This window comes from Methanoregula sp. (assembly GCF_023227875.1).
Lineage (GTDB): Archaea > Halobacteriota > Methanomicrobia > Methanomicrobiales > Methanospirillaceae > Methanoregula.
The window spans coordinates 67,972-94,922 of sequence record NZ_JALOCH010000009.1 but is presented as its reverse complement, the minus strand read 5'-3'; the positions used below and the strand labels follow the sequence as shown (position 1 = coordinate 94,922).

The window sequence follows — 26,951 nt, the reverse complement described above, 5'->3', positions numbered from 1 at the left end:
AAAAATCGTTGTCATTGTGATACGCATGTCTGCACCGGTATTATCTGAAAAGGTACTCCAATGAGTGCTGTTCTCGCTATACAATCTGGTAAGCCGTGGCTCTTAATAAATTCGGACGCTGTCATCTTCGGCTGAACATGTCCTGCGATTATCTTGACGAGAAAACCCGGGTGCATGTGATACTGCGTGAGAAAAGAGGGGAAAAAGAGTGCTTACTGTTTTCTGCTGCGGTAATGGTAGATGAAATAAGCAATGCCGATAATTGCTGCAGCGAGGATGGAGAGGTAAATCGGGTTGGTGATGATCGTCTCCAGTCCCTTTGTTGCGGTAACATCGACGTTCACCTTCATGATGTCAGAGATGTAGGTATTATCGACTGCATCGCGGTAACGGATCTCCGAATCGAGGCCGTACTCCTTGATGGTTGCACTGCGATCAACACTGACCTGGTAGGACACGACCCGGGACTCGCCCGGCTGCAGGTCTCCGATGAATGCGATATCCTCGCTGCTGCTGAACGGGTCGACGGCACTGATCCGTGACTGGGCGCTGTAGATGGTCGTGTCACCGGTATTTTTGTATTCAACGGAGATGACCTCCTTATTCCCCGGGTGCATCTCTGCAGGTGCGGAGATGATGGCAAAGTCTGCCTTCCCCCCGATCGGTACGCCAACCGTGTCACTGCGGGAAGTGACCGTGTCCCCTTCTGAATTCAGGTATTCAACCTCAACATCAACGGGATAGGTCTGCTTTTCTGCGCTGGAGGATACCGAGACCTTGTACCGGCAGGACGCCGTACTTCCCGCCGGGAAATCACCGATATAAGCGCTGTTGTCCACCGGGACAACCGGGCTGTTGCCGTTCCGGGTAATTTTTACAATCGCCTGCGTCGCATCTTCAGAACCCGTGTTATTGATCTTCAGGTTCAGGTAGCCTTCAGTACCGGCATTCAGGTGTTCCGGCTCTGCTGAAATGACATCGATTGATACTTCGTGCCTGATGGTGATCGGGATATTGAGCGTGAGAGCCACGGTCTTATACCTGTACTCGATAGATTCGATGGCCCCCGCCTGGGCAAAGGTATCCTGATAGGAATAGTTCAGTAAAAGGGGCAGGGTATAGGTGCCGCCCTTTGCATCGGTATTAATTTTCGTGATGAATGTCGAAGTAGTGCTCGACCCGCCCGGGAGGTCCCCCAGCATCTGCGGGTCTGTCTTCACGACCAGCGGTGCATTGCCGGACTGGAGAGCCACCTTCAGGAATTTTGCCGTGTTTGGCAGATCGGCAAGGTCCTGCGTGGCACTTGACACAAGCTTGTATTCGTTGATCCCGGTATTTTTGATTACGAGGGTAATCTGTGATTCATTTCCCGGACTGAATTCTGTGGACCCCGAAATATATGACGAAAGGTCCGGGCTCCCGCCCATATAATTTGTACCAGCCAGTGCCGGGGCAGCCAGAAGGCTGCAGAATATCAATACAATGCATATGTTTTTTCCAATAATAGCCATCCGTTATCCCCCTCAAAACCCATTGTCTCATGAAAATATACTACCGGTAACCGGAAGCAAACAGGTGTGATGCAGAATACTCTTTCCGAAATCTATTCTCCCAGATAATGATAAGTAATCCTATAATATTTTGCGTACACCCGGATAATGTACCCGCCGGGAATTCATGCAGCAAACGGATTCATTCCAAAAAGATCCTACGAAAATAACCCTTTATTGTCATATACTTTGTTTTGAAATGCTTATTTACTATGAGTTACTGTACTCTGATTAACCATGATAAAGCCGGGACCTGTCTTTTTTATTATCGCGATGATTGCCATGATGGCACTGTCTGGCTGCGTTGCCCCCCCCAAAGAATCGTCAACGGGAGTCAAGTATACTAATACGCCGGCGGGAGGACCAACCACAACCGCCTCCGGCTCTGCTTACGTTACCACAGCAACTCCGTATGTAACCGTTCCGGATGTCGGCATCACCGGGACACAGGCCCCGGGGTATTCCACATTCACCGCCCCGACCCCTTCACCTGAGGAAAAAAGCTGCAGGATTTATACATTGACCCAGGCATTTCTTTATAATGGATCCGCGTTCTCCTTCAACCTGAAAAATCCCCCGATGTACATCAATTACACTGTTAAGCCGCATAATATCACGGGCTATGATGCATACACTTCACGATATACTTCGAAAAAGGATGTTGTCGAAAAATACGACACGTATGATCCCCAGTCTTACCTTGAAATCACGGTGAGGAATAAAACCTCCGGTGAGATCTATCTCCAGGATGGATTCGGCAAGGATTATTCCACGTACCTGACAAGGACTCTCAAGGTGTTAAAACGGGATGATCTTCTCGTTGAAATAAAGGGTCATAAAATCACCGCAACGATAAATTTCTGGGTCAAGCCTGTGGGCAACATCGATAATCCTGAAAACATGACATTTGATGCCTGCACGTACTGGGGCCAGTCAACAAGGGACACCACCAGTCTTGCACTTATTACAGGAACTCCTACACCCACGTGGACCCATTAAAACCGCCATCTTTTTTTAAAATTCCTGGTATTCCCGGGGTATATCAGACCGTGAGACGGTGAGATATTTAAGCGATAAAAGCAATTTAAGTAAGGCATACACTAAAACGCCAGTCCCGGTAGGGTAGTGGACATCCTAGAAGATTGCGGATCTTTTGACCCGGGTTCAAGTCCCGGCCGGGGCGTATCTTTTTTTAGGTTGGATTTCCTACAGCAATTGAAAAACCGATAGCACCGGCTCATGCTAACTTATGAATACGCTCGGGAATTCCTTGCGGATTATTGTACCCGGCAAGGATCCGGTATTATAACTGGGGATCGGTGCATTCCCGGATTGTAGTTGCTCCGGTAAGTGTGGATACATCAACAAAAATGCCTGATCCGATAAAAAACGGGATGTAATGCCGGGAGCCATGGAGGCGGCTGTTACCCACGGGGGGGAACCCGTTCGGTACGGCATGCCAGGATCGGTATCATTGATACGGCGCAGTACAGCGATTGTAACAAACGGCATGTTGGTCGGCACATTCGATAATGCGTAATCGTTGATAGCATTCTTGTGCCTGGGCATTGCATTGAGCTATGCACGCCAAAACGTCGGAGCCCCCGATACTATTTGAGGGTGCCTGCAATGATTCCTGCAATGGCAGGTCTATGGCATACCAGTGTATCCCGGCAACAAAAGCCCCGGCAACCGACAAACAAATAATGAACAATACAAGCCGGCCCAGCGGCGATTTTACGGATCCTGACATGGAACAAAAACTCTCCTGGCGAACCAGAGTTCAATCTTCGATTCGGGTGAAGGGCTTATAAACCTTGACTATTTGGAAAATAATCGGAAATATTTTCCATGTGTCGTCTCCAAACCGTGTGTTCATCCGGTCCGGCCGTAATGGAGCGCGTTTGAGCCTCAGGTAATCATCCACATTGAAGGCAGAACTGTGCATGATTGATGCAGGGTATGAACGTGCCTCGGTAGGGTAATGGATATCCTGGAAGCCTCCGGAGCTTTTGACCCGGGTTCAGGTCCCGGTCGGGGCGTATCTTTTTCGGGTTGGATTTCCTGCAGCAATTGAAAAACCGATAGCACCGGCTCATGCTAACTTTTGAATAACCTCGGAAACATCTCGGAAATTTCTGTACCCGGTAAGACGCCGGCATTAGTAATGGGGACCAGTGCATTTCCTGATCGCAGTTGCTCCGGTACGTGGGGATACATCAACAAAAAATCCGGATATCATTAAAAAAGGGAGGAAATGACGGAGTCATGGAGGCGGGTTACCCGCATGCAGGAACCCGCTCAGCGTGGCATGCCGGGATTTATATCAAGAAATCCCCGCGGACTTACTCGCCTGCGGAACAGTTATCCACACAAACACCATTTTGCACGGTACACCCGCTACTGTGATATCGTTCAAAGCATTCTTGTGCCTGGGCATCGCATTGAGCTATGCACGCCAAAACGTCGGAGCCCCCGATACTGTTTGAGGGTGCCTGCAATGATTCCTGCAACGGCAGGTCTATGGCATACCAGTGTACCCCGGCAACAAAAGCCCCGGCAACCGACAAACAAATAATGAACAATACAAGCCGGCCCAGCGGCGATTTTCCAGATCCTGTCATGTTACAAAAACCATCCTTTTGAACAATGTTCAGGCTTCCGTTTGGGTGAAGGATATTTAAACGTTGACTATTTGGAAAATAACCGGGGAAATTTTCCATGTGTTGTCTCGCGATCGTACGTTCGGACGGTCTGATCTCAATGGAATACACAAGTCCCATAGCATCATTCACGTGGCAGGCAGAATCGTACCGTAAGGGGAAATTCCGGACCGGGCATCTCATGAAGAGACCGTTTTACGGGCTTCACGGTGTTAGTAATGGGGTACTTTGCACGATTGATACCGGTATGAACGTGCCTCGGCAAGGTAGTGGATATCCTGGAAGCCCCCGGAGCTTTTGACCCGGGTTCAGGATCTGGTCGGGGCGTATCTTTTTCGGGTTGGATTTCCTGCAGCATTTGAAAAACCGATAGCACCGGCTCATGCTTACTTTTGAATAACCTCGGGAACATCCCGGAAATTTCTGTACCCGGCAAGACGCCGGCATTGTTAATGCGGATCGGTGCATTCCCATATCGTGGTTGCTCCGGTTATTGGGAATACAACAGTAAAAAAACCGGATGCTTAAAAAAGGGAGGAAGTGACGGAGCCATGGAGGCGGGTTACCCGCATGCGGGAACCCGCTCAGCACGGCATGCCGGGATCGGTATCATGAAATCCCCGTTGATTTACCCGACTGCGAAACAGCGCTCCACACAAACGTCATAGTTCCTGGTACACGTGAAAGCTTCTTGAGTGCATTCTTGTGCCGTGACCTCGCAATGAGCTAGACACGGCCCGATGTAATAGCCCCCGATACTGTTTGAGGGTGCCTGCAATGATTCCTGCAATGGCAGATCTATGGCATACCAGTGCACCCCGGCAACAAAAGCCCCGGCAACCGACAAACAAATAATGAACAATACAAGCCGGCCCAGCGGCGATTTTACGGATCCTGACATGGAACAAAAACCATCCTGGCGAACCAGAGTTCAATCTTCGATTCGGGTGAAGGGCTTATAAACCTTGACTATTTGGAAAATAATCGGAAATATTTTCCATGTGTCGTCTCCAATCCGTATGTTCATCCGGTCCGGCCGTAATGGAGCAGGCAGAACTTTGCACGATTGATGCAGAGTATGGACGTGCCACGGTAAGGTAGTGGATACATCAGCAAAAATTCCGGACGCGATAAAAAAAGGGATGTAATGCCGGGAGCCTTGGAGGCGGCCGTTACCCACAGGGGGGAACCCGCTCAGCGTGGCATGCCGGGATTTATATCAAGAAATCCCCGCGGACTTACTCGCCTGCGGAACAGTTATCCACACAAACGCCATTTTGCACGGTACACGCGATAGTTTCATATCGTTGATAGCATTCTTGTGCCTGGGCATCGCATTGAGCTATGCACGCACTGACATCAGAGCCCCCGATACTATTTGAGGGTGCCTGCAATGATTCCTGCAACGGCAGGTCTATGGCATACCAGTGTACCCCGGCAACAAAAGCCCCGGCAACCGACAAACAAATAATGAACAATACAAGCCGGCCCAGCGGCGATTTTCCAGATCCTGTCATGTTACAAAAACCATCCTTTTGAACAATGTTCAGGCTTCCGTTTGGGTGAAGGATATTTAAACGTTGACTATTTGGAAAATATCCGGGAAAATTTTCCACGTGTCGTCTCGCAACCGTACGTTCGGACGGTCTGATCTCAATGGAATGTACAAGTCCCATAGCATCATTCACGTGGCAGGCAGAATCGTATCGGGTGGGGAAATTCCGGGCCGGGGCGTTCGACGTTTTTCAGGACAACCCATTTCACTATTAAAACTTTTCAAAAACAGGGGATTTTTAAAATTATTTTATCGCATACATAGCTACGACTTTTTTAAAATGATCTCCTAATTTGAATAAGTCTTTCAAATCCGAAATCGGAATTATTATTTCTTCACGCTTTTCATTGTCGAAAACACCGATCTTTTTTTGTTTCCCATCAAAATAGAATCGACAGATTGGCTTCCGATTATTATTTTCGTATAAAATTCCACAATACGATTGCAAATCGCGCATTACAACTAGTGATGGGTCAATTACTTCGGTTAAGATTGCCCTTATAATATAATAACCATCATACTCTTCTTCGGTGGTTTCAACTTTATTTGTCTCTTCATCTTGAATTGTTTGGGCCTTATCATCATTTTGGGGTGTTGATGTCTGAGGTTCCATTGCAATTTTTAACCGTTCATTTATCTTCTCTGATAAGAATTGATTGAGAGATTCTTTTGTAATTATGGTGAATTTTTCTTTTGCCTGTTGCGTCATCATTTTAGAATATACTTTCCGCGCGAGAAATACGACAAATTCTTCGGATGGATTAGAAAATTCCTTATTAATAATATGGATAATCTCGCGGGTATACTTTAAATTGGAGGCATAATCTTCAAGTTCATCGAGATTGATTTCCTGTTTTGTAAACTTTTTTAATTCCGCAATTAAAGGTTCTTTAATGTCTAATAAATCAATTTCAAGAAACGGTTTAACATCCATTTTATTTTTTGCATCTAAATCGGTATAGAACTGATACACAATTCCATTAGTCAGAACACCAATTTTTGCAGGTGTCGATGTAAAATAGCGATATAACTGCGTTGCATGTTCCTTCTTTAAATCGGAAGTAATCGATTTGCATTCAATAAGAATAACAGGCTCCCCATTTTTTAAAAGAGCATAATCTACCTTCTCTCCTTTTTTCAAAGGAATATCAGCAATATATTCGGGGTTTACTTCATTGGGATTGAACACATCATAACCAAGAATTTTTATAAATGGCATGATAAGAGCGTTTTTCGTTCCCTCTTCGGTAAGAATTTTTTCGGTTAGCCCTGGAATTTTCTTTGAAAATGCTCGAATTTCATCGATAAAGTCCATGAAAAGTAATCGCGATCTCCAATATTTATTTCTTTATAAATGCGTTTTTTTCAGAAAATTCAAGGATAATCAACTATCTTTACAAATTATTCCATCATTATGAACTTACCCACCCCCTTCGGGGGTCGCTCGGGGGTCTCGCCGACACCTCGCTGGGCAAGATCCTAAATCATGTTTGAAAACAGGTAAGTGCGTAGCCAAATGTCGAAACTCATCAGAGTTGAGACATGAGAAGAATTCTTCAGAGTTCTTCGAAAAGTCGACAGACCTTTTGCGCGTGGGGCATCGCAAAAATATTTGCCAGCCAAAAATTTTCCTGCGTGATTGAGATCCGAATCAACAAAACCCTGCTGAATTATTTTTCATAAAACTTTGACAAAAAATTACCATCGCAATCCCAATCGCAACAAAAATTTTTTTCCGGATCAATCGCAATCCGGAAAAGATTTCCTTCAGCTCCCGACCCGCAAACCCGCCCACCATTATTCATCACATTTTCCCCCCAAAAAACGGAATCCTACGACGTAAAACCATCACCCCCGTTTAAACGCTCATAGTGCCCCTCCGGCCATCAGATCCCCCCTCCAGACGTCCAAAACCTCATCCGGGCACCCGATCGGCCAACCGGACACGGCTAAAAACGCAGGTCATTTCTCCGACGTAAAACAGGCAAAAAACAGGTAAATTCCGGTGGTTATTTCCCCATTTTTGGCATCCGGACCGGGAAAAGTGGTCAATCGGAGCCCGTAAAATGCCCGGATTGGGGCATCCCCCAATGGGGAGTGTTCACCGACGGAGGAGTTTTCAGGAGGCTACCCCTGCGGTATCCTGGAAACATTCAGGCAAATAATGCATAAAATCCCCGCGTCCCGGAAAGCTCTAAAAAAAATTGCCCTGTAGAAATCCTTCTCACACTACACTCAGTGGAATTACGAGTGTGCCCCCCTCTCTCATATCGAAGAACTGCGGTTCTTCTCAAGCCTCCGCTTCCCTTTGGAAACCGCAGGCTCCCCAGAGGGGGAGTCCGAATGGTCCTTCAGGACCATGAGGATGAGAAGAATCCGTATGGATTCTTCGAGGCAACCCAAGGGGGCAAGCCCCCTTCCCTTGACCCCCCGATTTCAATTTTTTTCAAGGCTCGTATACGCTAAGTTCCACGGGGCGAGGGTCGGCAGACCCCGAGCGCCCGTGGCCCCATCCCTATCTGACACTATCCCACATAGGTTTTCTACAGAGCCAAAAAAATTTGTAACCGGCAAAAAATCTGCAAACAATATTTTTTTAATCCGGAAGTTCCGGAAATATTTTCATAACCGAAAAAAATTTCCAAATATTTCAGCGGCTGGAACATTCCAAACAAAATGTAACCGGCAAAAGAATTTAGAGAATCTGTACAGAAAAAAACTGATACCTTCCGGAAAAAATTTCCGGACCTTTTCAAACCATCCGGGCCAGAACGAGCGCAACGAACCCGCACCCGGCAACGACCATCACGGTCATCACCGCATAATCCCGCTTCTCAAAGACCCGTTCGCGGACGTGGGTTCTCTTACCCGTCCGGTATCCCCGCATGTCAATGGTCAGCCCGAGTACATTAGAGCGGAGCAATGCGTTGGATACCAGAGGGATGACGATGGGGGAAACGCTCCGGACCTTCCCCAGTACTCCGGTCCCCGGGTTAAAGCCGCGTGCCAGTTGTGCCTCGTGGATGCGCTGCCCCTCGATCTGGAGGGTCGGGATAAACCGGAGCGCAATGATGAACATCAGGATATAATCAATCGGGACCCGGATCTTCTCCATTGCGTGGACGATGTCCCGTGGCTGCGTTGATATCAGGAAGAGCTGGAAGGCGAAGATGAGGATCATGAAACGAAGTGTGAGGACGACGCCTATCATGAGTCCTCCAACGGTGATTGGGATTAAGCCGCCGACCAACGGAACACCCTGCGGGATGACATATCCGATTGTTTCCCCATTGGGCATCGTAATGACCGTGATCAGGATGAAGATCACACTCATGACGAGGATCAACTTCAGCTGGTTAAGCGATTCCGAGAGCACATTGCCGTATGCCGCAAAAGCAAGCAGGGCGATTACCATGAGGATGAGGAACGGAATATCGGTGGCAATGATGGCCATAACAGTAACGAGGATAATGAAAAAGATCTTGGTATAGGGATGGAGCCGGTGCAGGAATGCATCCTTGTGGACGTACTGGAGGATCTCTGCCATTGTCATGCACCTTCCGAATCGGTAATAATACGCCCGTTCTCCATCACGATGATGCGGTCGGCGCAATGTTCTGCGATCTCCCGGTTGTGGGTGATGATGATGATCGTGTGGCCCTTCTCCTGGAGGTTTTTCAGCATGTCGATGACCATACGTGCTTCGTACCCGTCAAGTCCTGTTGTCGGCTCATCAAGCACGATGATACCCGGCTGCATGGCAACAACACAGGCAATGGCAAGTCGCTGCCGCTCCCCCCGTGAAAGCCACCGCGGGTACAGCCCGGCCATTTCAGAAAGACCGGCATCCCGGAGCGCTGCATCGATGACTGCGTCACCGTTCCCGATATCGAGGTTTTTCACCCCGTACGCGATCTCTTCTAGCACGGTATCGGCAAAGAACATGTGGTCCGGGTTCTGGAAGACAAGGCCGACATGATGCGCGAGATCGGCAATGCTGCACTCCTTGGTATTCCTCCCGTTGATGATCACATCGCCGCCCGTTGGGGAAAGGAGCTGGTTGAAGTGCTTGACAAGTGTTGTCTTTCCCGAACCGTTCTCCCCCACGATGGCGACAAATTCCCCCCGGTGGATGGTAAGGTTGATCCCGGACAGTGCAGGTACATCACCATAGGAATGGGAGAGATTTTGCACGGAAATAACCGGATCGCTCCCCGAAGGTTTCGGTACGGCCTTCCGGATGGTTGAGAAATCAGGAAAGATCATGCCCCGGATACGTGTATCCTCCAGGACCGTGACCGGGTTGCCGGATGCAGTAATGGCACCGTTTTCCAGGATGACGAGCGTGTCGACCATATCCCGGAAATGGTGGTACTTGTGCTCCACCAGCAGGATCGTCTTTCCCTGGTTTTTGAGCTCTGCAAGGATCTCTGCAATCCGTTGTGTGGCATGCTCGTCAAGTTCGGATGTCGGCTCATCAAGAATGAGGATATCGTTTCCCAGGGCCAGTGTTGCGGCAAGGGCGACTCTCTGTTTCTGGCCGCCGGAAAGATGGTGCGGCGACCGGTCCCGGATCTCGTCGAGATAGGTTGTCCTGATGATCCCGTCGAGACGCTCTTCGATAACTTCAGCGGAAAGCCCGCGATGTTCAAGCGCTGATAAAAGTTCTTCCTCAACGGTGGTAAAGATCATCTGGGCTTCGGCATCGTCAAAGACAACCCCTACGTTCTGGGCAAGATCGGAGAGGGATTTGTATTCCGATACGTTCTTTTTGTCAACGATTACGGTCCCTTCTTTCTTTCCGCCATACTCATGGTACAGGATCCCGGATGCTGCAAGGCAGAGCGAAGTCTTCCCGGCTCCTGAAGGGCCGGTGACCATCACACACCGGCCTTTTTTCAAAGAAAGTGACACGCGGTGCAGGGCCGGCTGCACCGTGTGAGGGTATGTGTAACTGACGTCAGTGAGTTCGATCATTCCTGTCCTCTAAGAAGCACCCTGCTGGAAGGGATGTAGAGGAACTGGACAACGATTGCATTAAAAACTGCCGTTATGACAACGATCGGGACAAAGACAGCAACGAATGCCATCATGTCGCCATTGTACTTGGCCAGGTAGGTCGCGCCGATGGCGATGATCGCGATCGCGGCAAACGAAAACCCGCTCGCCAGTGTTGCGACAAAGGTGGTTATGGAAGGAGCAATCTTGGTCCGCTCGCGGAGTGCCGCATAGAGGACGAAACAGACCAGGGCACCGATCGGCTCGCTGATGATATTTGCCGGTGGGAACATCGAGCTGGAGATCAGCATCGAGAGGACACCGGCAACAAGGCCGATACCGAGTGCTTCAAGGATCTTTGGCCGGATCAGGATGATCGCAAGACAATAGAATGCGATGATCATGTTCGGTGTTAAGGGCGTGTGGAGCATCGCAAGGAAGTACCGGAGGATGGCACCGATAGCGAGCAGGATTCCGACAATAGCAATGTCTTTTGACTTCATGTGGTTCACAACCATAATGTTCAGGTACCAGGGGGAATGCGGTTATTGTTCGCCGCGTAATGACTTTTGTATACCTTAATGTATACATCTGTCCATACATGTATTAAATTTACCTTTATGTGGGCAATGGATCGTGAAATAATCTTGACAGGTTCCTTCTCCTGTTACAATAAGTATCGGCCGGGTTTCAACCACTATCTTCATTGCCTGCCCCATCCCTCACACGTACTGAGAGGAAACCGGATGGCATTCTCATCTGCAAGCAACGAGATCTACCAGGAATCGCTTGCCATGCATGCGAAGTACAAGGGGAAGCTTGGCATCCGGTCCAAGGTCCCCTTAAAGACAAAACACGATCTCTCGGTAGCCTATACCCCGGGTGTTGCGGAAGTCAGCCGGGAGATCGTGAAGGACAAGGCCCTTGCCTATGAATACACGCTGAAAGCCAACACCATCGCCATCGTCACGGATGGTTCCGCCGTGCTCGGGCTCGGCAACATCGGCGGTTATGCGGCCATACCTGTCATGGAAGGGAAGGCGATCCTGTTCAAGGAATTTGCCGGGGTCGATGCCTTCCCGATCTGCTTTGAGAGTTATGAAACGAATTTTGTCGACAAGGTGCGGAACATTGCACCGGTCTTCGGGGGGATCAACCTTGAGGATATCGCAGCCCCGAAATGTTTCGAGGTGGAGGATGCCCTGCAGGACATCGGGATCCCGGTCATGCACGATGACCAGCACGGGACTGCGGTTGTTGTGCTTGCTGCAATCCTGAATGCCTGCAAAGTGACCGGTAAAAAATATGGTGATCTCAACATCGTGATCAGCGGGGCGGGAGCAGCCGGTTATGCCATCACCCGCATGCTGAAATGCATCGGCTACAGCCCGGATGTCTGTACCCGGGTCAACGACATCATTGTATGCGACACGCAGGGAACGATCTTCCGGGGCAGGCCCGGTCTTTACAAAAACAAGTACAAGTTCATCATCGCTGAAGAGACGAATAAAAACGCCCTTGACGGCAGCCTTGCGGATGCGATGCGCGGGGCGGATGTCTTTATCGGGGTGTCCGGCCCCGGGATTGTCACGGAGAAGATGATACGCTCGATGAACCAGGATGCCATTGTCTTTGCCATGGCGAACCCGGTACCTGAGATTATGCCGGATAAAGTAAAGCATGCCGGCGCTGCGGTTGTTGGCACGGGACGGAGCGATTTACCCAACCAGATCAACAACGTGCTCGCATTCCCGGGGATATTCCGGGGGGCACTCGATGCACGCGCCACGCGGATCACTGATGAGATGAAGATTGCCGCTGCACATGCAATCGCCGGCTGTGTCCCCAGACCCCACCGCGAACGGATCCTTCCCAATATCCTTGACAAGGACGTGACGAAAGCCGTTGCATCAGCGGTGGCAAATGCAGCAGTCCAGTGCGGGTGCGGCCGTGCCCGTCCCTGAATACCGATGGAAGGGATTTTGTAAGGTATTACCGAATAGTAAACCGGAATAGATTCTACCCTGTGACAGGGAGCATTTCACACCCTCCGGGGAATTATACTGGCAGGATGATACGATGACAGGAGGCAGAGTATGCTGATGAGGATCGGGGGCGCCGATGTTGCCTCCCTGGACGATACATGGATCGCTGTGACGAACCCGGCAACGGGTGAGCAGATCGATCGCGTACCCTCCGGTTCATCCGATGATGTAGGGCGGGCCGTGGATGCTGCGGAAGCTGCATCCGCAGGCTGGAAGAAGAAGATGATACGTGACCGGGGTAACATCCTGTTCCATGCGGCAGAGGAGGTGCGGGAGCAGCACAAGGACCTTGCCCGGCTCCTGACGATGGAGCAGGGAAAGCCCCTCCGGGAATCCATCGATGAGGTCAGGGGATATGCCAATATTCTTGAATTTTATGCCGGGATATCTGCCTCCCGGCCGGGGGACCTCATCCGTCTCGGCACTTCCGGCGATGCACTTGTTTCGCATGAGCCGCTGGGGATCTGCGGGGCGATCATCCCCTGGAATATGCCGGTGCTCATCATGGGCTGGAAGGTCGGGCCTGCTTTGCTCGCTGGCAACACGATGGTCCTCAAACCGGCTTCAACAACACCCCTGACAAATATCCGGCTTGGACAGATCCTTGAGGCATCCGGCCTTCCGGCCGGGGTCCTCAATATCGTAACAGGGCCCGGGGAAGTTGTTGGTGAATCCCTTGTCCGCCACCCGCAGATCCGCAAGATCTCCTTTACCGGGAACTGTGCAACAGGCCGGAGGATCCGGGAACTGTCGACGACTCATCTCAAGCAGCTGACGCTCGAACTCGGGGGCTCGGACCCGATGATCGTAATGGACGACGCGGATATCGACAAGGCAGTCGTTGGGGCGCTCCGGGGCCGGTTCTATAATGCGGGGCAGACCTGCACGGCGGTTAAGCGGTTGTTCGTCCACGATGCCATTGCTGCGGTGTTCACGCAGAAACTGAAACGCCGGATCGAAGAACTGAAGATCGGCAACGGCCTTGATGCCGGTATCGATATGGGCCCCCTGAACAGTTTCGCCCAGCGCGAACGCATATCGCAGCTGGTTGATGCGACACGGGATGGCGGGGAAGGGACGATCCTTACCGGGGGATGCCGGTTGGACGATGCGCCCTGTGACCGCGGTCTCTTCTACCGGCCGACCCTTGTTGCCGATGTGGCCCCGGCTGGCCGGCTTATGAACGAAGAGGTGTTCGGTCCGGTCCTGCCGGTGATGCCGGTCCCGGACCTCGATACGGCAATCCGTGAGGCAAACCGTACCCGCTATGGCCTCGGGGCCTCAGTCTGGACCACACGGCTGCATACCGCAAAACGGGCATTCGATGAGATCAATGCCGGGATCGTATGGGTGAACCGCCACCTCACTGTCCCGCCGGAAATCCCCTTCGGCGGGATGAACGAGAGCGGGATCGGCAGGGAGAACGGGATCCACGCTCTTGACAGTTATTCCCGGACCAAGACCCTGTTCCTCAACTGGTAGGAGCGGGTCAGTTCTTTCTTTTGTTCAATACAATTATTATCCCTAATACCGCAGCTGCGCTGACCCAGAGTGGCAGGGCAGAATGCAGGGTTGTCGGTACCTGCGTTGGGGTGGTCGCGATTGCTGATGCAGGTGTTGGTTGAGCAACCGTTCCCGTTGTCATGGCGGTCTCGGCGACCTGCGTTGTTGCAGGGACTGACGGGAGGATATTGAATGTCGATGAACCCCGGACATCCTGGATAATGGCTGCGACCGTCACGATATACTCATCCGGCCTGAACGTCGATGCATCGATGTCAAACGACCACTGGTTGCGCCCATCGCTGCCGGGCATCACCTCCACTACGCCGCTGGCACCCGAATATTCCCCGCTCTCGCTCTTCTTGGTCGGTGCAAAGGATGATGAATAGACATCCACCTGGAGCTTATCGCCAACGGCGAGGTTGGTGGAGCCGGTGATGGTGAATTTATCCCCGACTACATGGTCGCCAACGGGATGGATAAGTGCATCCGGCTGGCTGACGTAAAACGAGGACGAGGCAAACGTATCATCGATGTTCTGGCTGTTAATCGCCTTCATGAGTGCGGATGCAGCATCGGTGCTCTGGAGACTCCCGCTCCGGGTCAGCTGGAATATCGCTGTCCCGCCATTCATCTGGCGGTTGATGACCTGCCCGGTATCGGAGGAATAGATAATGTCAAACTCCCCGTTCATCATCGGGTGCTGGACAATCACGACGTACTGGCCGGATGCGAGGCTCTGCGTATCGGCTGACTTCAGTTCGTACGAATAGGTGTTATCATCGTTGACAGAGATTGTTGATACTTTCACGGTATTGTAACCGATCTCCCATACCTGGAGGCCGTTGCGGGGGTGGCCGGTTGCGACACCCTGGATGTACACGGGGTCCCCTTTCGAGATGGTGGCAGAACCGGCTGTTGAAGAGCCGGGCGTCAGGGTGACCGCTGAAACGGGTATGACCAGTACGGCAATGCAGGCAATGATGATAAGATACCGGCATGCAGACTTCCATGAATAAGAACGATGATCCACGATTTACTCCCTCTACACGTACTCTGAAAATCCTGATTTAATAGCTTGCTGTATTGAAGCCGGGTCCAGAGAATTCCATGCACTCCTTTATGAAAAGGAAAAAACCTGCTGTCAGGAAGACTAAAACTAACGAAAATTGCCAGAAGAAAGCGAGTGGGAGGAGTAAGCCTCCTTTTGTTTTAGCGGCATTCAGCTCTGCGTCATACCCGGACGGATACCGAGCGCTCCATGGTCCTGTTCTGACTTGCACCCGCAGGGATTCGCCGTTTCACCGTATCCTGCCCGTAAACGTTCAGCGGGTTACTCGCACATTGTGTTTCTCGCCGTTTCCGGCTCAACCGCTTCATCACTGTTGGCAGGCCGTGTCGTTTCTGTGCCATTGCCGTGACTCTCGCCACCCGTACTTGCGTACGGCTGCGTGCCCGGTGGGTGGGGGGACTTTCCTCAGCAACACTTAAGTTACCGTCGGCCGCTCTCTCCCTCTCGTTTATCTATGGGCCGGCAGAAGAGATAAGCGCAGCGACCGTACCTCTCTGTTCTGGAATCCGCAGTTGCCCGCAGGGCAGTCCGCCCGGTTCGATAGATTGTTATCCAAGATGCACTATAGACAGTCACAGGAAAGGGAACAGCCATGGAATTGCTCACTCCGGAAGAGGGTCAGATGGCGCTCCGCTCCGCACGCGGCGCCATTGAATATGTCTGCGCGAAAAAACCCAAACCTGCGCTGAAACTCACTCCCGTTTTCAATGAAAAGCGCGGCGTTTTTGTCACCCTCAATATAAAAGGCGAGCTCCGCGGGTGCATCGGGCTCCCGTATCCCGTGATGCCGCTTGGGAAGGCAATTGAACATGCCGCAGGAGCAGCTGCGCGTGAGGACCCCCGGTTTCCCCCGGTGCGGAAGGAGGAACTGGAGGAGATCACCGTCGAGGTCACGATCCTTACTGTACCTGAACCCCTGAAAGGCGACCCCCCGGAACGTCCCGGCAACGTCATTGTCGGCAGGCACGGGCTCATCGCGCGCGGCATGGGGACGAGCGGGCTCCTCCTCCCCCAGGTGGCCACCGAGTACGGCTGGGACGCCACCACCTTCCTCGACCATACCTGCATGAAGGCCGGCCTCCCCAACCGGTGCTGGACCTACCCCACAGTTGAGATCCTCACCTTTGAAGGGCAGATCTTCTCGGAAAAAAAGTGAGGGCAACCGTTTAACCTGAAGAGAGCCCATATAAAGCGACATCACGGTGCGGAATGGCTATTGCATTTGAAAGTCTGTACAGCGACTGCGCGGGGCGCTGCGGGAAACTGGCGGTCGGGAAGAAAATCGTAAAGACGCCGGCCCTGCTGCCGGTCATCAACCCCCACCTCCAGCTCGTCTCGCCAAAGGAGATGCAGGAGATGGGTGTCGAGGCGCTCATCACCAATGCCTACATCTTCTCGCAGAGCAGGCAGTTCCGGGCCCGTGCCCTTGACGAGGGGCTGCACAAGGTACTCGATTTTGACGGGGTGATCATGACCGACTCCGGTTCGTTCCAGCTTTCGGTGTACGGGCAGGTCTCCATCACCAACACGGAGACGCTCTCCTTCCAGCGCGATATCGGCAGTGACATCTGGGTACCCCTCGATATCCCCACCTCTCCCGCCGCGGACCGCGAGACCACCGAACGCGAACTCGCGATCACGCTCGAACGGCTCGCCGAGGCAAAGGAAGTTTTTGGCAGCGATGCACCGATCGCCGGGCCGGTACAGGGCGGGAGTTTCGAAGACCTCCGCGAGTTATCGGGACGGAAAGTGACCGGACTCGGCTTCTCGTTCTGCCCCATCGGTGCGGTTGTCCCCCTCATGGAGTCCTACCGGTACCGCGAGCTCGTCAAGGTTGTGATGGCCGCAAAACGGACCCTCTCCCCCTCGGCCTGCGTGCACCTGTTCGGTGCCGGCCACCCATCGATGTTCGCACTTGCAACGGCGATGGGTTGCGACCTGTTCGACTCGGCTGCCTATGCCCTCTATGCAAAGGACGGGCGGTACCTCACCTCCCACGGCAGTTACCGGATCGAGGAACTTGCGGACCTCCCCTGTGCCTGCAGTGTCTGCCGGTCGCACACGGCTGAAGAACTCAGGGCCGCCCCCGACCGCGAACGCCTGCTCGCGCTCCACAACCTGTACGTAACACTCGCCGAGATCTCACGGGTCCGGCAGGCAATCGTTGACGGTACGCTCTGGGAACTGGTGGACGAGCGGTGCCGCGGCCACCCGCAGCTCCTCTCCGGGTACCGGGCGCTCCTTGACCATGCCCCGGTCATCGCGGAGCATGACCGGGCCTCGAAACGCCGGTTCTTTTACCGCGGCGATGAGAGCTGCCGGCGCACTGAGGTCCTGCGATACCAGCAGCAGCTTGCCCGGCTCCCGCTTAAGAAGAATGTCCTCATCCTGATCGATGGCAGGGTGCGGGAAGGATACGACGACACGCTCTCCTTCAAGCCCCCGTTCGGGCCGTACCCTCAGGAACTGAGGGAGACCTTCCCCATCGGCCCGTGCGAGCTCCCGGAATGGGACGATGCGATGGTCCGGCAGGGATGCCGGGGCATACGGGCCCTTGCCGACAGCCACCCGGGGAGCAGGATTGTGATCGCGTGCGGCCCGGCATGGGCTGCGTTCGTGCAGCAGGAACTCGGGGACATGGAGACCGCAGATGACGAGATTTGATATCCGGAAACGGGACGGGCTTGCCCGGACCGGCGTGCTTGAGACCGGCACCGCGATCGTGAAGCTTCCTGCGGCAGCCGAGACCGATGTCCTGTTCCCTGCCCTGGCGGAGTCCCCGTCGATCAATATCCCCCTGTCTGCTCCTGCAAAACTGGTACAGGAATTTCCCCCGGTAATTACGGACGCCCCGGTCATCATCCATCCCCAGCGGGAGAATGCCGCGGAGAGCGGCGACTGTGTCATGGCCGCAAACTGGCACACCGCGTTTGCCAACCCCCGTAATTATGTGGACTGGCTTGTCGGTCTCAAGGAGAAGACACCCGCCGACACCGCGTGGTATGCTCCCGCATCAGCCCTGCCGTCAACGGTCGCAATTCTCTGTTATTCCGGCTTCGAACTCTTCGATTACACCGCGGTGGACCTCAGGTCAGCACAGGGCCGGTTCTGCACGCCCGAGGGGGATTTCCCGGCGGATGCCATGGAAGCCGGTATCTGCACCTGTCCCGGGTGCAAAGCCGGGGACCTGCTGGGGCACAACCGCGAAGCGCTCCGGCACGAGATTGCGCTCGTCACCCGCTTCATCCAGCAGGCACAGCTCCGGGAACTGGTTGAGTCCCGCTGCCGGATGGATGCAAACCAGGTCGCGATCCTTCGCCACCTCGACCGCCATTATTCATTCATGGAAGCGGTTCTGCCTGTGGCCCGGAGCGGTGTCATGCGGGCAAACTCCGGCGAGTCCATGCAGCGGGCCGAGGTGCAGCGGTTCGCCGAACGGCTCCTGACGCGCTACATCCCGCCCCGGTGTGATGTCGCGGTTCTCCTTCCCTGTTCGGCAAGGAAGCCCTACTCGCTCTCGCAGAGCCACCGGCGGTTCCAGGTAGCAATTGGCGGCCGTGCCCACGAGCTGATCGTCACCTCCCCGCTCGGCCTCGTCCCCCGCGAGCTCGAATGTGTGTACCCCGCAGGCCATTACGATGTCCCGGTGACCGGGTACTGGGATGCTGAGGAATGTGCGGTCATCTCCGGCATCCTTGCACGGTACTTCTCGCGCCACCATTACCGCCGGATCATCGCGCATCTCGAAGGTGGCGCACTCACCGTTGCCCGCCAGGCCGCCGAGCTCTGCGGCATCACGCTTGAATATTCCTGCACGGAGAACCCGGCAGGTCCCGCAGCATTAAACGCGCTGGACGCGAGCCTTGCCGGTGAGCGCAAGATCAAGGATGACCGGTTGCATGGCATGCTCTCCTGCCAGTTTGGTGTCGACATAGACACAAAAGGAATGATGCCACGCGGCCGTAACCTCGAGTTGTTCTGGAGCAAAGGCAATACCCAGTTCTTCTCGCTCGACACCGGTACCGGTCTCCTCCGCCCCACGTTCGATGGCTGGGCCATGATCGCTGAAGGGTACCGCGTAACCATTGATGATTTCGTACCGGAAGGCGACGTGCTCGTCCCCGGCGTGACCGGGGCAGACCCCGCGATCCGGGACGGCGACGAGGTCCTGGTGGTGGGTAAGCGGGCCATCGCAACCGGCCGTGCAGCCCTACCGGCCGGAGAGATGCTGCGTTCGCGCCGCGGTGTTGCCGTCCGTGTGCGTAAAATAAAGAAGCTATAGTTCCAATCTATACGATACATTGCAGATCATCGATGGAGTGAACAGGTTGTTCCATAGCGAAAGAGCCGGACAGGGACGGTGGGAATTGTGAGCTCCCCCGTCAATGCACAGGATGTAACCAATACGATTCCGGCCGGTCCGAACGGCCCGGCAGCCACGCCAATCGTGATTGCCGTTCCAAAGGAACAGGCCCCGGGTGAACAGCGCGTGGCGTCTGTGCCGGAAGTTGTCCAGAAGTTCACGAAGTCCGGCTATACTGTCCGTGTCGAGCATGATGCGGGAACGGGCGCATACTATCCCGACGATCTCTTCAGGGCAGCCGGTGCAACCATCGCGTCCGGCCGAAAAGAGCTGCTGGACGGCGCCCGGATCGTCCTCCGGGTCCAGCCCCCTACCGTTGCCGATGTCGATCAGCTTGCCGAGGGCACGATCGTCATCGGGTTCATGAACCCCGCAAACAACCTTGAGGCGATCGCCCGGATGCGCGACCGGAAGATCACCGCGTTCGCTCTCGAACTCGTACCGCGGATCACCCGCGCCCAGAGCATGGATGCACTTAGCTCGCAGGCAACTGCCGGCGGGTACGTGGCAGCCGTTATGGGTGCCGACAACTGCCCGAAGTTCCTCCCGATGCTGACAACTGCCGCCGGTACGATCAGGCCGGCAACCGTCCTCATCCTTGGTGCCGGTGTTGCCGGTCTCATGGCAATTGCAACGGCAAAGCGGCTTGGCGCCCTTGTCGAGGCCTACGATGTCCGGCGCGCAGCCGGCGAACAGGTCCGGAGCCTCGGTGCCAGGTTCCTCGAACTCGAGATCAATGCCGAAGGCCAGGGCGGCTATGCCCGCGAGCTCACTCCTGAAGAGAAGGCGCAGGAGCAGCAGATGGTCTCCGCCGCCGTTGCACGGGCGGACATTGTCATCACGACCGCCGCGATCCCGGGGCGGAAGGCCCCTGTCCTTGTAACCAAAGAGACGGTCGCAACGATGCGGCCGGGTGCCGTCATCATTGACATGGCTGCCGAATCGGGTGGCAACTGCGAGCTGACCCGGGCCGGCAAGACCATCCGGGAGCACGGCGTCCTGATCATCGGGCCGCAGAACCTCCCGGCCCGGATCCCGTTCCACACGAGCCAGATGTACGCAAAGAACCTCCAGTCGTTCCTGTCGCTCCTCGTTGACAAGGATGGAGCCCTTGTTACGGAATTCACCGATGAGATCCTGGTCGCAAGCCTCCTTGTCCACGCGGGAGAGGTGCGTCATAAACCAACGCTCGATCTCATCACCGGGGGAAAACCATGACCGATACAACCATGCTCTGGACTGCTGTCTACATCGTGATGCTGGCCGCGTTTACCGGCTATGTCGTCATCAGCCGGGTCCCCGCGATCCTTCACACGCCGCTGATGAGCGGCTCGAACTTCATCCACGGTATCGTGCTCGTCGGTGCAATGGTCGCGCTCGGCCTCGCGACAACGCCTCTCGAACAGGCCATCGGTTTTGTGGCGGTCATTCTCGGTGCGGCGAACGTGACCGGAGGTTACGTTGTCACGGAGCGTATCCTCCAGATGTTCGACCGCAGCGGAAAGAAGCCCGGCAAGGAGGCCTGAAATGACCGACCTCTCGTGGCTGATCGATCCGGTCTACATCGTGACGGTCTTCTTCTTCATCATCGGCATGCAGCGGATGAGCCACCCGCTCACTGCCCGGAGCGGGATCGTCTGGGCCGGCGCTGCAATGTTGATCGCGACGCTCGCAACGTTCTTCACCCCCGGCCTCACCAACCTTGCCCTGATCGCCATCGCGATCGTAATCGGCGGCGGGTTCGGTTACCTCGCGGCAAAGCGCGTTGCGATGACCGACATGCCCCAGATGATCGCGCTTTACAATGGGATGGGCGGCGGCGCGGCAGCCGGGATCTCGGCCGTCGCACTCCTTGGCACAACCCATGCCGCCACCGGTTCCCTTGCGGTCATTGGCGGCCTCATCGGTGCCATCTCATTCACGGGGAGCATCATCGCATTCATGAAACTCCAGGGCTGGATGCGCCCACGGCCGATCACCTTCCCCGGCCAGCAGGTCATCAACATGGCGGTACTGGTCCTCGCCATCATCTCCGGTATTCTCGTCATCGTGCAGCCGGCCTGGCTCCCGCTCTCCATCTCCGTATATCTCCCGCTGTTCTTCGTCCTCTCGCTCGGGTTCGGGCTCCTCATGACCCTCCCGATCGGCGGGGCCGACATGCCGGTCGTGATCTCGATGTACAACGCCTTCACCGGCCTTGCGGTTGCGCTTGACGGGTTCTCGTTTGCAACCCCCAACTATGCGATGGTGGTCGCGGGTATCATCGTTGGCGCCGCAGGTACGCTGCTCACGCTCAACATGGCAAAGGCAATGAACCGTTCGATCACGAACGTCTTCTTCGGGGCATTCGGCGCAACGGAAGAGAACGTCGAGATCCAGGGCAGCATGAAGTCGATCGAGACCGATGACGTCGCGGTCCTGCTCGCGTACGCGAACACCGTGGTCGTTGCCCCCGGTTATGGCATGGCAGTTGCCCAGGCCCAGCAGAAGGTCAAGGAACTGACCGACCTGCTCGAGAGCAAGAACGTCCAGGTAAAGTTCGCCATCCACCCGGTTGCCGGGCGGATGCCCGGGCACATGAATGTCCTTCTCGCCGAGGCGGGAGTCTCCTACGACCACCTCTTCGACCGGGACGAGATCAACCCGGAGTTCCCGAGCACGGATGTTGTCCTTGTGATCGGCGCAAACGATGTCGTCAACCCGGCAGCACACCGTCAGGGCAGCCCGCTCTTTGGTATGCCGATCCTCGATGTTGACCAGGCAAAGAACGTGATCGTCCTCAAGCGCGGACAGGGAAAAGGGTTCTCCGGGATCGAGAACGACCTGTTCTACCGGGACAACACCCGGATGCTCTATGGCGATGCACAGGAGTCGGTCGGGAAGCTCGTACAGGCCGTCAAGAAGTTCTAGGTTTTTTTTGCTCTGTAGAAACGCTGCAAAAAGTAAGAATTTGAATTAGGATGGAGCCACGGGCGCTCGCCGCCTCATCGGGGCTCGCCCCGTGGAGCACGACCTTACGAGAATCTATATGTTTTTTTCAAAAATAGGGGTCAAGGGGGCTTGCCCCCTTGGGCTGCCTCCCCCTTTGGGGGAGAGAGGGGGTCACACTCATAAATTCCACTGAGCTGAGTACGCAACACGAATAATTTCAACAAAACTGATTTTTATTCCTTTTTTTCTATTCCCATTTGCTGCGTTTTTTGCAATCGGCCTTGCACATGCGCTCTATCTGCACGGAATTGCCCGGAAAACGGTGAACTTATATGGTTATCTGTCAGAATGAATGATATGGCAAAGGGGGTCATACCATAGAAGATACTGTTCCGATTCCTGACGGCCAGGTAGTCCGCAAGAAACTGCACTTTTTCTGGATAGCCGATTGTTCCGACTCCATGCGGGGAAAGAAGATCGCGACCCTGAACCAGGCGATCCGCGAAGCAATTCCTGAAGTCCAGAAAGCTGTCGCGGCCTATCCGGAAGTAGAGATCTTTATGCGGGCGATCAGGTTCTCCGATGATGCGGCATGGCACGTCGGTCCCGACCCGGTGCCGGTGGCAGAATTCACCTGGCCGGAACTCGAGACCTCGGGACTGACCGCAACGGGGAAAGCGCTCCGGCTGCTTGCCGACGAGCTCTCGATCGAGCGCATGCCCCGGCGAGGGCTTCCCCCGGTCTGCATCCTCGTCTCCGACGGGTTCTGTACCGACCCCAGCGAGGAATACGACAATGCAATTGCCGAACTGGCTAAGATCCCGTGGGGTGTAAAGGCTGTCCGGCTCGCCATTGCGATCGGCGACGAATCGGATTATAATGAACCGGAACTCCTGAAATTTGTCAACCAGGACCAGATCGGCCTCCTCAAGGCCCACTCTCCCGAAGAACTGGTCTCGTACATCAAGTGGGCTTCGGTCTCTGCATCGGTGGCCTCGTCCCGCGGCCGGAGCCGGAGTACCGGGAGCATTGACGACATCTCGAATGTCGCGCTCGAATCTCCCCCGCCGATGATTACCTCCAATACCGAATTATTTTAGATAAGTGAACATGGACCCCCCCCGCCCGTTCCTCTCGGCATGCGACCCTGCTCTTGGCTGGGCCTTTGGCTGCAGCCGGACCGGGGCATCCCATATCCGGTCCTCCCGCCCCTGCGAGGATGCGTTTGCCGTCTGGAGCGGGTCGTCCGGTGCCATTCCCTGCATTGCGATTGCCATTGCCGACGGCCATGGTGACCCGCGCCATGACCAGAGCCGGACCGGTTCGGCACTCGCCGTGCAGGCTGCCGTGGACGAACTGATCGGGTTTCACCGGATGCATATGCACACGATCCCCCGGCATATCCTGCGGTCCGAGTTCAGGGCCGATTTTCCCCGCAGGGTGACGCGCCGCTGGCGGGATTACGTGCAGGTCGATGTCGGGCAGCGGGAGATCACGCTCTCCCCTGCGGGCAATGCCGGGAATAATGGTTACACGCGGTACGGCTCCACCCTGATCGCGGCACTCATTGTTGGCGACACGATCCTGATCGGGCAGATCGGGGACGGCGACGTTGTCCTTGTCCGGCCCGATGGCACGGTGGAGTGCCCGATCCCCTGCGACACCCAGCTCATGGGAATGGAGACCCAGTCGCTCTCGTCCCGGGATGCCCATCTCCTCTGGCGCACGGCCACGCTCGACCGCGGGGCCGGGGGTTTTCTCATCGCCGCAACCGATGGTGTCTCGGACTCGTTTGACGGCTCCGAAGGCCCGGAGTTCCTGAAGTTTGTGAAGAGTCTCGTGGACCGGGTGAACGAGTTCGGTATCGAGAGTGTTGCCTGGTCCATGAAGGGCTGGCTCGACCGGTACTCGGAACTGGCGAGCGGGGACGACATGACGCTGGTCTTTGTCAGTATCAACCCGGTCGAGGGAGAAGATAAACCGCAGCCGGGACAAAACGGAACCGGTGAGGACGACGTGTTATCAACGGAGGGATGGTAATGCCCCTTGCGATTGGCGAGCGCGTGAAGGCGGAACTCACCGGCACGGAATACCACGTGATCCGGAAACTCGGCGAGGGGACGCAGGGCGAGGTCTACCTTGTCGAAGGGCCTCAGGTGTACCAGGCGGTCAAGTGGTACAAGGCCGAGCAGGCCACGCCCGAACAGCGGGCAGCCATCCTGTACCTTGTCCGGACCGGCCCACCCTATGGCGCTGCCGGCAGGAGGTTTGTCTGGCCGCTCGACCTCGTGACCCGCGAGGGTTCCGAACAATTCGGGTACCTGATGATGCGGATCGACACGCAGCGCTATGCCGAGCTTGGGGAGGTATGGGCGCACGTCAAGCCCGTGCCCAATTTCTCGTCGCTCTGCGAGATCTCCTACCAGCTCGCAAACAGCTACCGGGCCCTCCACCTCTCCGGCCATTGTTACCGGGACATCTCTGCCGGCAACCTGATGTTCGACCCGCATACCGGCGATATCCTGATCTGTGACAACGACAATGTCGGCGTGAACCGCCAGTCCCGCTGCCAGGTCTGGGGCACGATGGAGTACATGGCACCGGAGATCATCCGGGACAGCGCCGACCCGTCGACCCAGACCGACCTGCACTCGCTTGCCGTCCTCCTCTTTTACCTCTGGGTCTGGCACCACCCGTTCCATGGGGAGATGGAGTACGGCTTCCACTGCTGGGACATCCCGGCAAAGAAGAAAGTGTACGGCGAGTCGCCGGTCTTTGTCTTCGACCCGGACAACCCGGCAAATCGGCTCCCCCCTGACCCGGACTATGCAACCGCACGCGAACGCTGGGAGTACTGCCCGCAGGAACTCAGGGACACGTTCATCCGGGTGTTCACGGATGGCCTGCGGGATCCCGGCCGCCGGGTGACCGAGGGGGAGTGGCAGAACATCTTCTCATCCATCAAGGACCGGCTTGTCAGGTGCCCCAAGTGCCGGGCCGAAAATTTCGCCCGCACGGATGGCCGGACCCAGGCCTGCTGGCATTGCCATGCACCGCTCATCTCTCCCCCGCTGCTGCGGATCGAGCGCCCGGTCGGGGATACTACCCTTGCTCTCTCCTCCGGGACCACGATCCGGCGGAGGCATATCTCGCTCTCTCCGGCCAATGATGACGGGTCATCCATTGTCGGCACCGTTGTCCCGCACCCGTCCATTCCCGGGGCTTTCGGGATCCGCAACCAGTCATCAACGCCCTGGCATGCGGTCTTCCCGGACGGGAACAAGACGATCGTCCCTCCCGGCCGGGCGGTCCCGCTGAATCCCGGGACAACGCTCATCATCGACGGGGTGACGCTGACAATCACGGCTCCTGAGACCCCGGTGAACTCATGAACGAGCAGCCCGCCCGTATCCTCAAGTCGATGGTCGAACGATACGGCCCGTCCATTGCCTGCGATCCCCTGCGGTGCGAAGGCCTTCTCCGGGACACCTGCCCGCGGTGCAACAAGGAGATCTTCGTGCTCGTCAACGCTGTCCGCCAGCACGTGCCCTCGGACCTCCTCAACCCCCGTCACTCCCTCTCCCCGTCACTCTTCCGGGGATTTCTTGTCAGACGCCTCCAGGACGAGCTGGCGTTTTCCGATGAAGCGGCCCAGTGGGCAGTCGACACATGGGCACGGGCGCTCGGCCTGGACAACGGGTCTTCTGCACCGGGATCTTCTCCGAATTCCTTTGCGGACATGGCTCCCTCTGCTGCAAACCGTGTCCCTGATCCCGTGTCTACCGGCACCTCCGGCACCGGCACGGACCAGCGTGCGTCATGGGTGAATGGCCTTGAGTCCGGAAGTGTAGAGGTGCGGCTTGGCGTGGTCCGGCAGCTGGCACAATCCGGTGACAAAGAGAATACCCGGCTCCTCATCACCAGTCTCGAGAATACCGTATGGAGAGTCCGGGAAGCCGCGTTCGATGCGCTGCTTGCCATGGGGGAGCCGGCAGAGCCGTTCCTTGTCGAAGCGCTCGGCGATCCCCACAACCAGGTGGTCATCCCCGCAATCATCGCGCTTGCCACGATCAGTTCCCGCGGGGCCGTGGACCCTCTTGTCGCCCTGCTCGATGCCGGTGGCGACCCCGCGGTCTATGCCGTATGGGCGCTCGGGGAGATCGGGGACGGCCGTGCGATCACCCCGCTGACAAGGCTCTTAATCAGCAGCGATGCCCGGCTCCGGTCCGGGGCGGAAGAGGCGCTTGGAAAATTCCCGTGATTGTGCCCGA

At 55.4% G+C, this 26,951-nt stretch carries 19 protein-coding genes, 2 tRNA genes and 1 other RNA gene; 15 read left to right on the top strand and 7 right to left on the bottom strand.

Annotation, left to right across the window (positions count from 1 at the left end; all coding sequences use genetic code 11):
• Positions 1-212: 212 nt before the first annotated feature.
• A complete protein-coding gene (locus M0R30_RS10600; protein ID WP_292546644.1) occupies positions 213-1,310 on the bottom strand; it encodes an S-layer protein in 1,098 nt (365 codons plus the stop codon).
• A 477-nt stretch (positions 1,311-1,787) separates the two neighbouring features.
• Between M0R30_RS10600 and M0R30_RS10595 the strand changes: the two genes are divergently transcribed.
• The 3 genes from M0R30_RS10595 to M0R30_RS10585 all read left to right on the top strand — a co-directional run bounded on the left by M0R30_RS10595 (position 1,788) and on the right by M0R30_RS10585 (position 3,592).
• Complete coding sequence (locus M0R30_RS10595) at positions 1,788-2,549, top strand: hypothetical protein (protein ID WP_292546642.1); 762 nt, start codon at positions 1,788-1,790, stop codon at positions 2,547-2,549.
• A 112-nt stretch (positions 2,550-2,661) separates the two neighbouring features.
• Positions 2,662-2,733, top strand: a tRNA-Arg gene (locus M0R30_RS10590).
• Positions 2,734-3,520: 787 nt separating this feature from the next.
• Positions 3,521-3,592: transfer RNA gene (locus M0R30_RS10585), tRNA-Arg, on the top strand.
• A 2,420-nt stretch (positions 3,593-6,012) separates the two neighbouring features.
• On the opposite strand, the gene M0R30_RS10580 is transcribed toward M0R30_RS10585, so the two are convergent.
• The 4 genes from M0R30_RS10580 to M0R30_RS10565 form a co-directional block, all read right to left on the bottom strand.
• Positions 6,013-7,083 carry a type I restriction endonuclease gene (locus tag M0R30_RS10580; RefSeq protein ID WP_292546640.1) on the bottom strand — a complete coding sequence of 357 codons (1,071 nt, stop codon included), beginning with the start codon at positions 7,081-7,083 and terminating at the stop codon, positions 6,013-6,015.
• Positions 7,084-8,520: 1,437 nt separating this feature from the next.
• Entirely contained in the window at positions 8,521-9,315 is a 795-nt protein-coding gene (locus M0R30_RS10575) for an energy-coupling factor transporter transmembrane component T (RefSeq protein ID WP_292546638.1), read from the bottom strand.
• Positions 9,316-9,317: 2 nt separating this feature from the next.
• Positions 9,318-10,745: an ABC transporter ATP-binding protein gene (locus tag M0R30_RS10570; RefSeq protein WP_292546636.1), complete on the bottom strand. Its 1,428-nt coding sequence runs from the start codon at positions 10,743-10,745 to the stop codon at positions 9,318-9,320.
• A complete protein-coding gene (locus M0R30_RS10565) occupies positions 10,742-11,269 on the bottom strand; it encodes a tryptophan transporter (protein ID WP_292546634.1) in 528 nt (175 codons plus the stop codon). The genes M0R30_RS10570 and M0R30_RS10565 overlap by 4 nt, the downstream gene beginning before the upstream one ends.
• A 243-nt stretch (positions 11,270-11,512) precedes the next feature.
• On the opposite strand from M0R30_RS10565, the gene M0R30_RS10560 reads away from it, so the two are divergent.
• Both M0R30_RS10560 and M0R30_RS10555 read left to right on the top strand, forming a co-directional pair.
• Complete coding sequence (locus tag M0R30_RS10560; RefSeq protein WP_292546632.1) at positions 11,513-12,730, top strand: NADP-dependent malic enzyme; 1,218 nt, start codon at positions 11,513-11,515, stop codon at positions 12,728-12,730.
• A gap of 132 nt (positions 12,731-12,862) precedes the next feature.
• Entirely contained in the window at positions 12,863-14,293 is a 1,431-nt protein-coding gene (locus M0R30_RS10555; protein WP_292546630.1) for an aldehyde dehydrogenase family protein, read from the top strand.
• Between the two features lie 7 nt (positions 14,294-14,300).
• On the opposite strand, the gene M0R30_RS10550 is transcribed toward M0R30_RS10555, so the two are convergent.
• Both M0R30_RS10550 and rnpB read right to left on the bottom strand, forming a co-directional pair.
• Positions 14,301-15,347, bottom strand: a complete 1,047-nt coding sequence (locus M0R30_RS10550; RefSeq protein WP_292546628.1) for a hypothetical protein — start codon at positions 15,345-15,347, stop codon at positions 14,301-14,303.
• A gap of 151 nt (positions 15,348-15,498) precedes the next feature.
• An RNA gene (gene rnpB / locus M0R30_RS10545) (RNase P RNA component) lies at positions 15,499-15,832 on the bottom strand.
• A 146-nt stretch (positions 15,833-15,978) separates the two neighbouring features.
• On the opposite strand from rnpB, the gene M0R30_RS10540 reads away from it, so the two are divergent.
• The 10 genes from M0R30_RS10540 to M0R30_RS10495 all read left to right on the top strand — a co-directional run bounded on the left by M0R30_RS10540 (position 15,979) and on the right by M0R30_RS10495 (position 26,941).
• Entirely contained in the window at positions 15,979-16,542 is a 564-nt protein-coding gene (locus M0R30_RS10540) for a TIGR00296 family protein (protein ID WP_292546627.1), read from the top strand.
• Between the two features lie 53 nt (positions 16,543-16,595).
• Positions 16,596-18,050 carry a tRNA guanosine(15) transglycosylase TgtA gene (gene tgtA, locus M0R30_RS10535; RefSeq protein WP_292546626.1) on the top strand — a complete coding sequence of 485 codons (1,455 nt, stop codon included), beginning with the start codon at positions 16,596-16,598 and terminating at the stop codon, positions 18,048-18,050.
• Positions 18,037-19,668: an archaeosine synthase subunit alpha gene (gene arcS / locus M0R30_RS10530; protein WP_292546624.1), complete on the top strand. Its 1,632-nt coding sequence runs from the start codon at positions 18,037-18,039 to the stop codon at positions 19,666-19,668. The genes tgtA and arcS overlap by 14 nt, the downstream gene beginning before the upstream one ends.
• Positions 19,669-19,755: 87 nt before the next feature.
• Positions 19,756-20,967: a Re/Si-specific NAD(P)(+) transhydrogenase subunit alpha gene (locus tag M0R30_RS10525; protein WP_292546622.1), complete on the top strand. Its 1,212-nt coding sequence runs from the start codon at positions 19,756-19,758 to the stop codon at positions 20,965-20,967.
• Positions 20,964-21,275 (top strand): NAD(P) transhydrogenase subunit alpha, encoded by a 312-nt coding sequence (locus M0R30_RS10520; RefSeq protein ID WP_292546619.1) that lies wholly within the window; start codon positions 20,964-20,966, stop codon positions 21,273-21,275. The genes M0R30_RS10525 and M0R30_RS10520 overlap by 4 nt, the downstream gene beginning before the upstream one ends.
• Before the next feature lies 1 nt (position 21,276).
• Positions 21,277-22,659, top strand: coding sequence for an NAD(P)(+) transhydrogenase (Re/Si-specific) subunit beta (locus tag M0R30_RS10515; RefSeq protein WP_292546617.1), 1,383 nt, complete (start codon positions 21,277-21,279; stop codon positions 22,657-22,659).
• A 482-nt stretch (positions 22,660-23,141) separates the two neighbouring features.
• The gene (locus M0R30_RS10510) at positions 23,142-23,780 is read left to right on the top strand and encodes a vWA domain-containing protein (protein ID WP_292546614.1); all 639 of its coding nucleotides are present in this window, start codon (positions 23,142-23,144) and stop codon (positions 23,778-23,780) included.
• Between the two features lie 10 nt (positions 23,781-23,790).
• Positions 23,791-24,720 carry a PP2C family serine/threonine-protein phosphatase gene (locus M0R30_RS10505; protein ID WP_292546612.1) on the top strand — a complete coding sequence of 310 codons (930 nt, stop codon included), beginning with the start codon at positions 23,791-23,793 and terminating at the stop codon, positions 24,718-24,720.
• Entirely contained in the window at positions 24,720-26,072 is a 1,353-nt protein-coding gene (locus M0R30_RS10500) for a protein kinase (protein ID WP_292546610.1), read from the top strand. Before M0R30_RS10505 ends, M0R30_RS10500 begins: the two co-directional genes overlap by 1 nt.
• Positions 26,069-26,941 carry a HEAT repeat domain-containing protein gene (locus M0R30_RS10495; protein ID WP_292546608.1) on the top strand — a complete coding sequence of 291 codons (873 nt, stop codon included), beginning with the start codon at positions 26,069-26,071 and terminating at the stop codon, positions 26,939-26,941. Before M0R30_RS10500 ends, M0R30_RS10495 begins: the two co-directional genes overlap by 4 nt.
• Positions 26,942-26,951 lie beyond the last annotated feature (10 nt).

What these genes read in the sequence shown, in the direction of transcription:
- M0R30_RS10595 (WP_292546642.1), top strand. Translation starts at nt 1,788, where the DNA reads ATGATAAAGCCGGGACCTGTCTTTTTTATTATCGCGATGATTGCCATG.
- M0R30_RS10580 (WP_292546640.1), bottom strand. Translation starts at nt 7,083, where the DNA reads ATGGACTTTATCGATGAAATTCGAGCATTTTCAAAGAAAATTCCAGGG.
- M0R30_RS10575 (WP_292546638.1), bottom strand. Translation starts at nt 9,315, where the DNA reads ATGGCAGAGATCCTCCAGTACGTCCACAAGGATGCATTCCTGCACCGG.
- M0R30_RS10570 (WP_292546636.1), bottom strand. Translation starts at nt 10,745, where the DNA reads ATGATCGAACTCACTGACGTCAGTTACACATACCCTCACACGGTGCAG.
- M0R30_RS10565 (WP_292546634.1), bottom strand. Translation starts at nt 11,269, where the DNA reads ATGAAGTCAAAAGACATTGCTATTGTCGGAATCCTGCTCGCTATCGGT.
- M0R30_RS10560 (WP_292546632.1), top strand. Translation starts at nt 11,513, where the DNA reads ATGGCATTCTCATCTGCAAGCAACGAGATCTACCAGGAATCGCTTGCC.
- M0R30_RS10555 (WP_292546630.1), top strand. Translation starts at nt 12,863, where the DNA reads ATGCTGATGAGGATCGGGGGCGCCGATGTTGCCTCCCTGGACGATACA.
- M0R30_RS10540 (WP_292546627.1), top strand. Translation starts at nt 15,979, where the DNA reads ATGGAATTGCTCACTCCGGAAGAGGGTCAGATGGCGCTCCGCTCCGCA.
- tgtA (WP_292546626.1), top strand. Translation starts at nt 16,596, where the DNA reads ATGGCTATTGCATTTGAAAGTCTGTACAGCGACTGCGCGGGGCGCTGC.
- arcS (WP_292546624.1), top strand. Translation starts at nt 18,037, where the DNA reads ATGACGAGATTTGATATCCGGAAACGGGACGGGCTTGCCCGGACCGGC.
- M0R30_RS10520 (WP_292546619.1), top strand. Translation starts at nt 20,964, where the DNA reads ATGACCGATACAACCATGCTCTGGACTGCTGTCTACATCGTGATGCTG.
- M0R30_RS10515 (WP_292546617.1), top strand. Translation starts at nt 21,277, where the DNA reads ATGACCGACCTCTCGTGGCTGATCGATCCGGTCTACATCGTGACGGTC.
- M0R30_RS10510 (WP_292546614.1), top strand. Translation starts at nt 23,142, where the DNA reads ATGCGGGGAAAGAAGATCGCGACCCTGAACCAGGCGATCCGCGAAGCA.
- M0R30_RS10505 (WP_292546612.1), top strand. Translation starts at nt 23,791, where the DNA reads ATGGACCCCCCCCGCCCGTTCCTCTCGGCATGCGACCCTGCTCTTGGC.
- M0R30_RS10500 (WP_292546610.1), top strand. Translation starts at nt 24,720, where the DNA reads ATGCCCCTTGCGATTGGCGAGCGCGTGAAGGCGGAACTCACCGGCACG.
- M0R30_RS10495 (WP_292546608.1), top strand. Translation starts at nt 26,069, where the DNA reads ATGAACGAGCAGCCCGCCCGTATCCTCAAGTCGATGGTCGAACGATAC.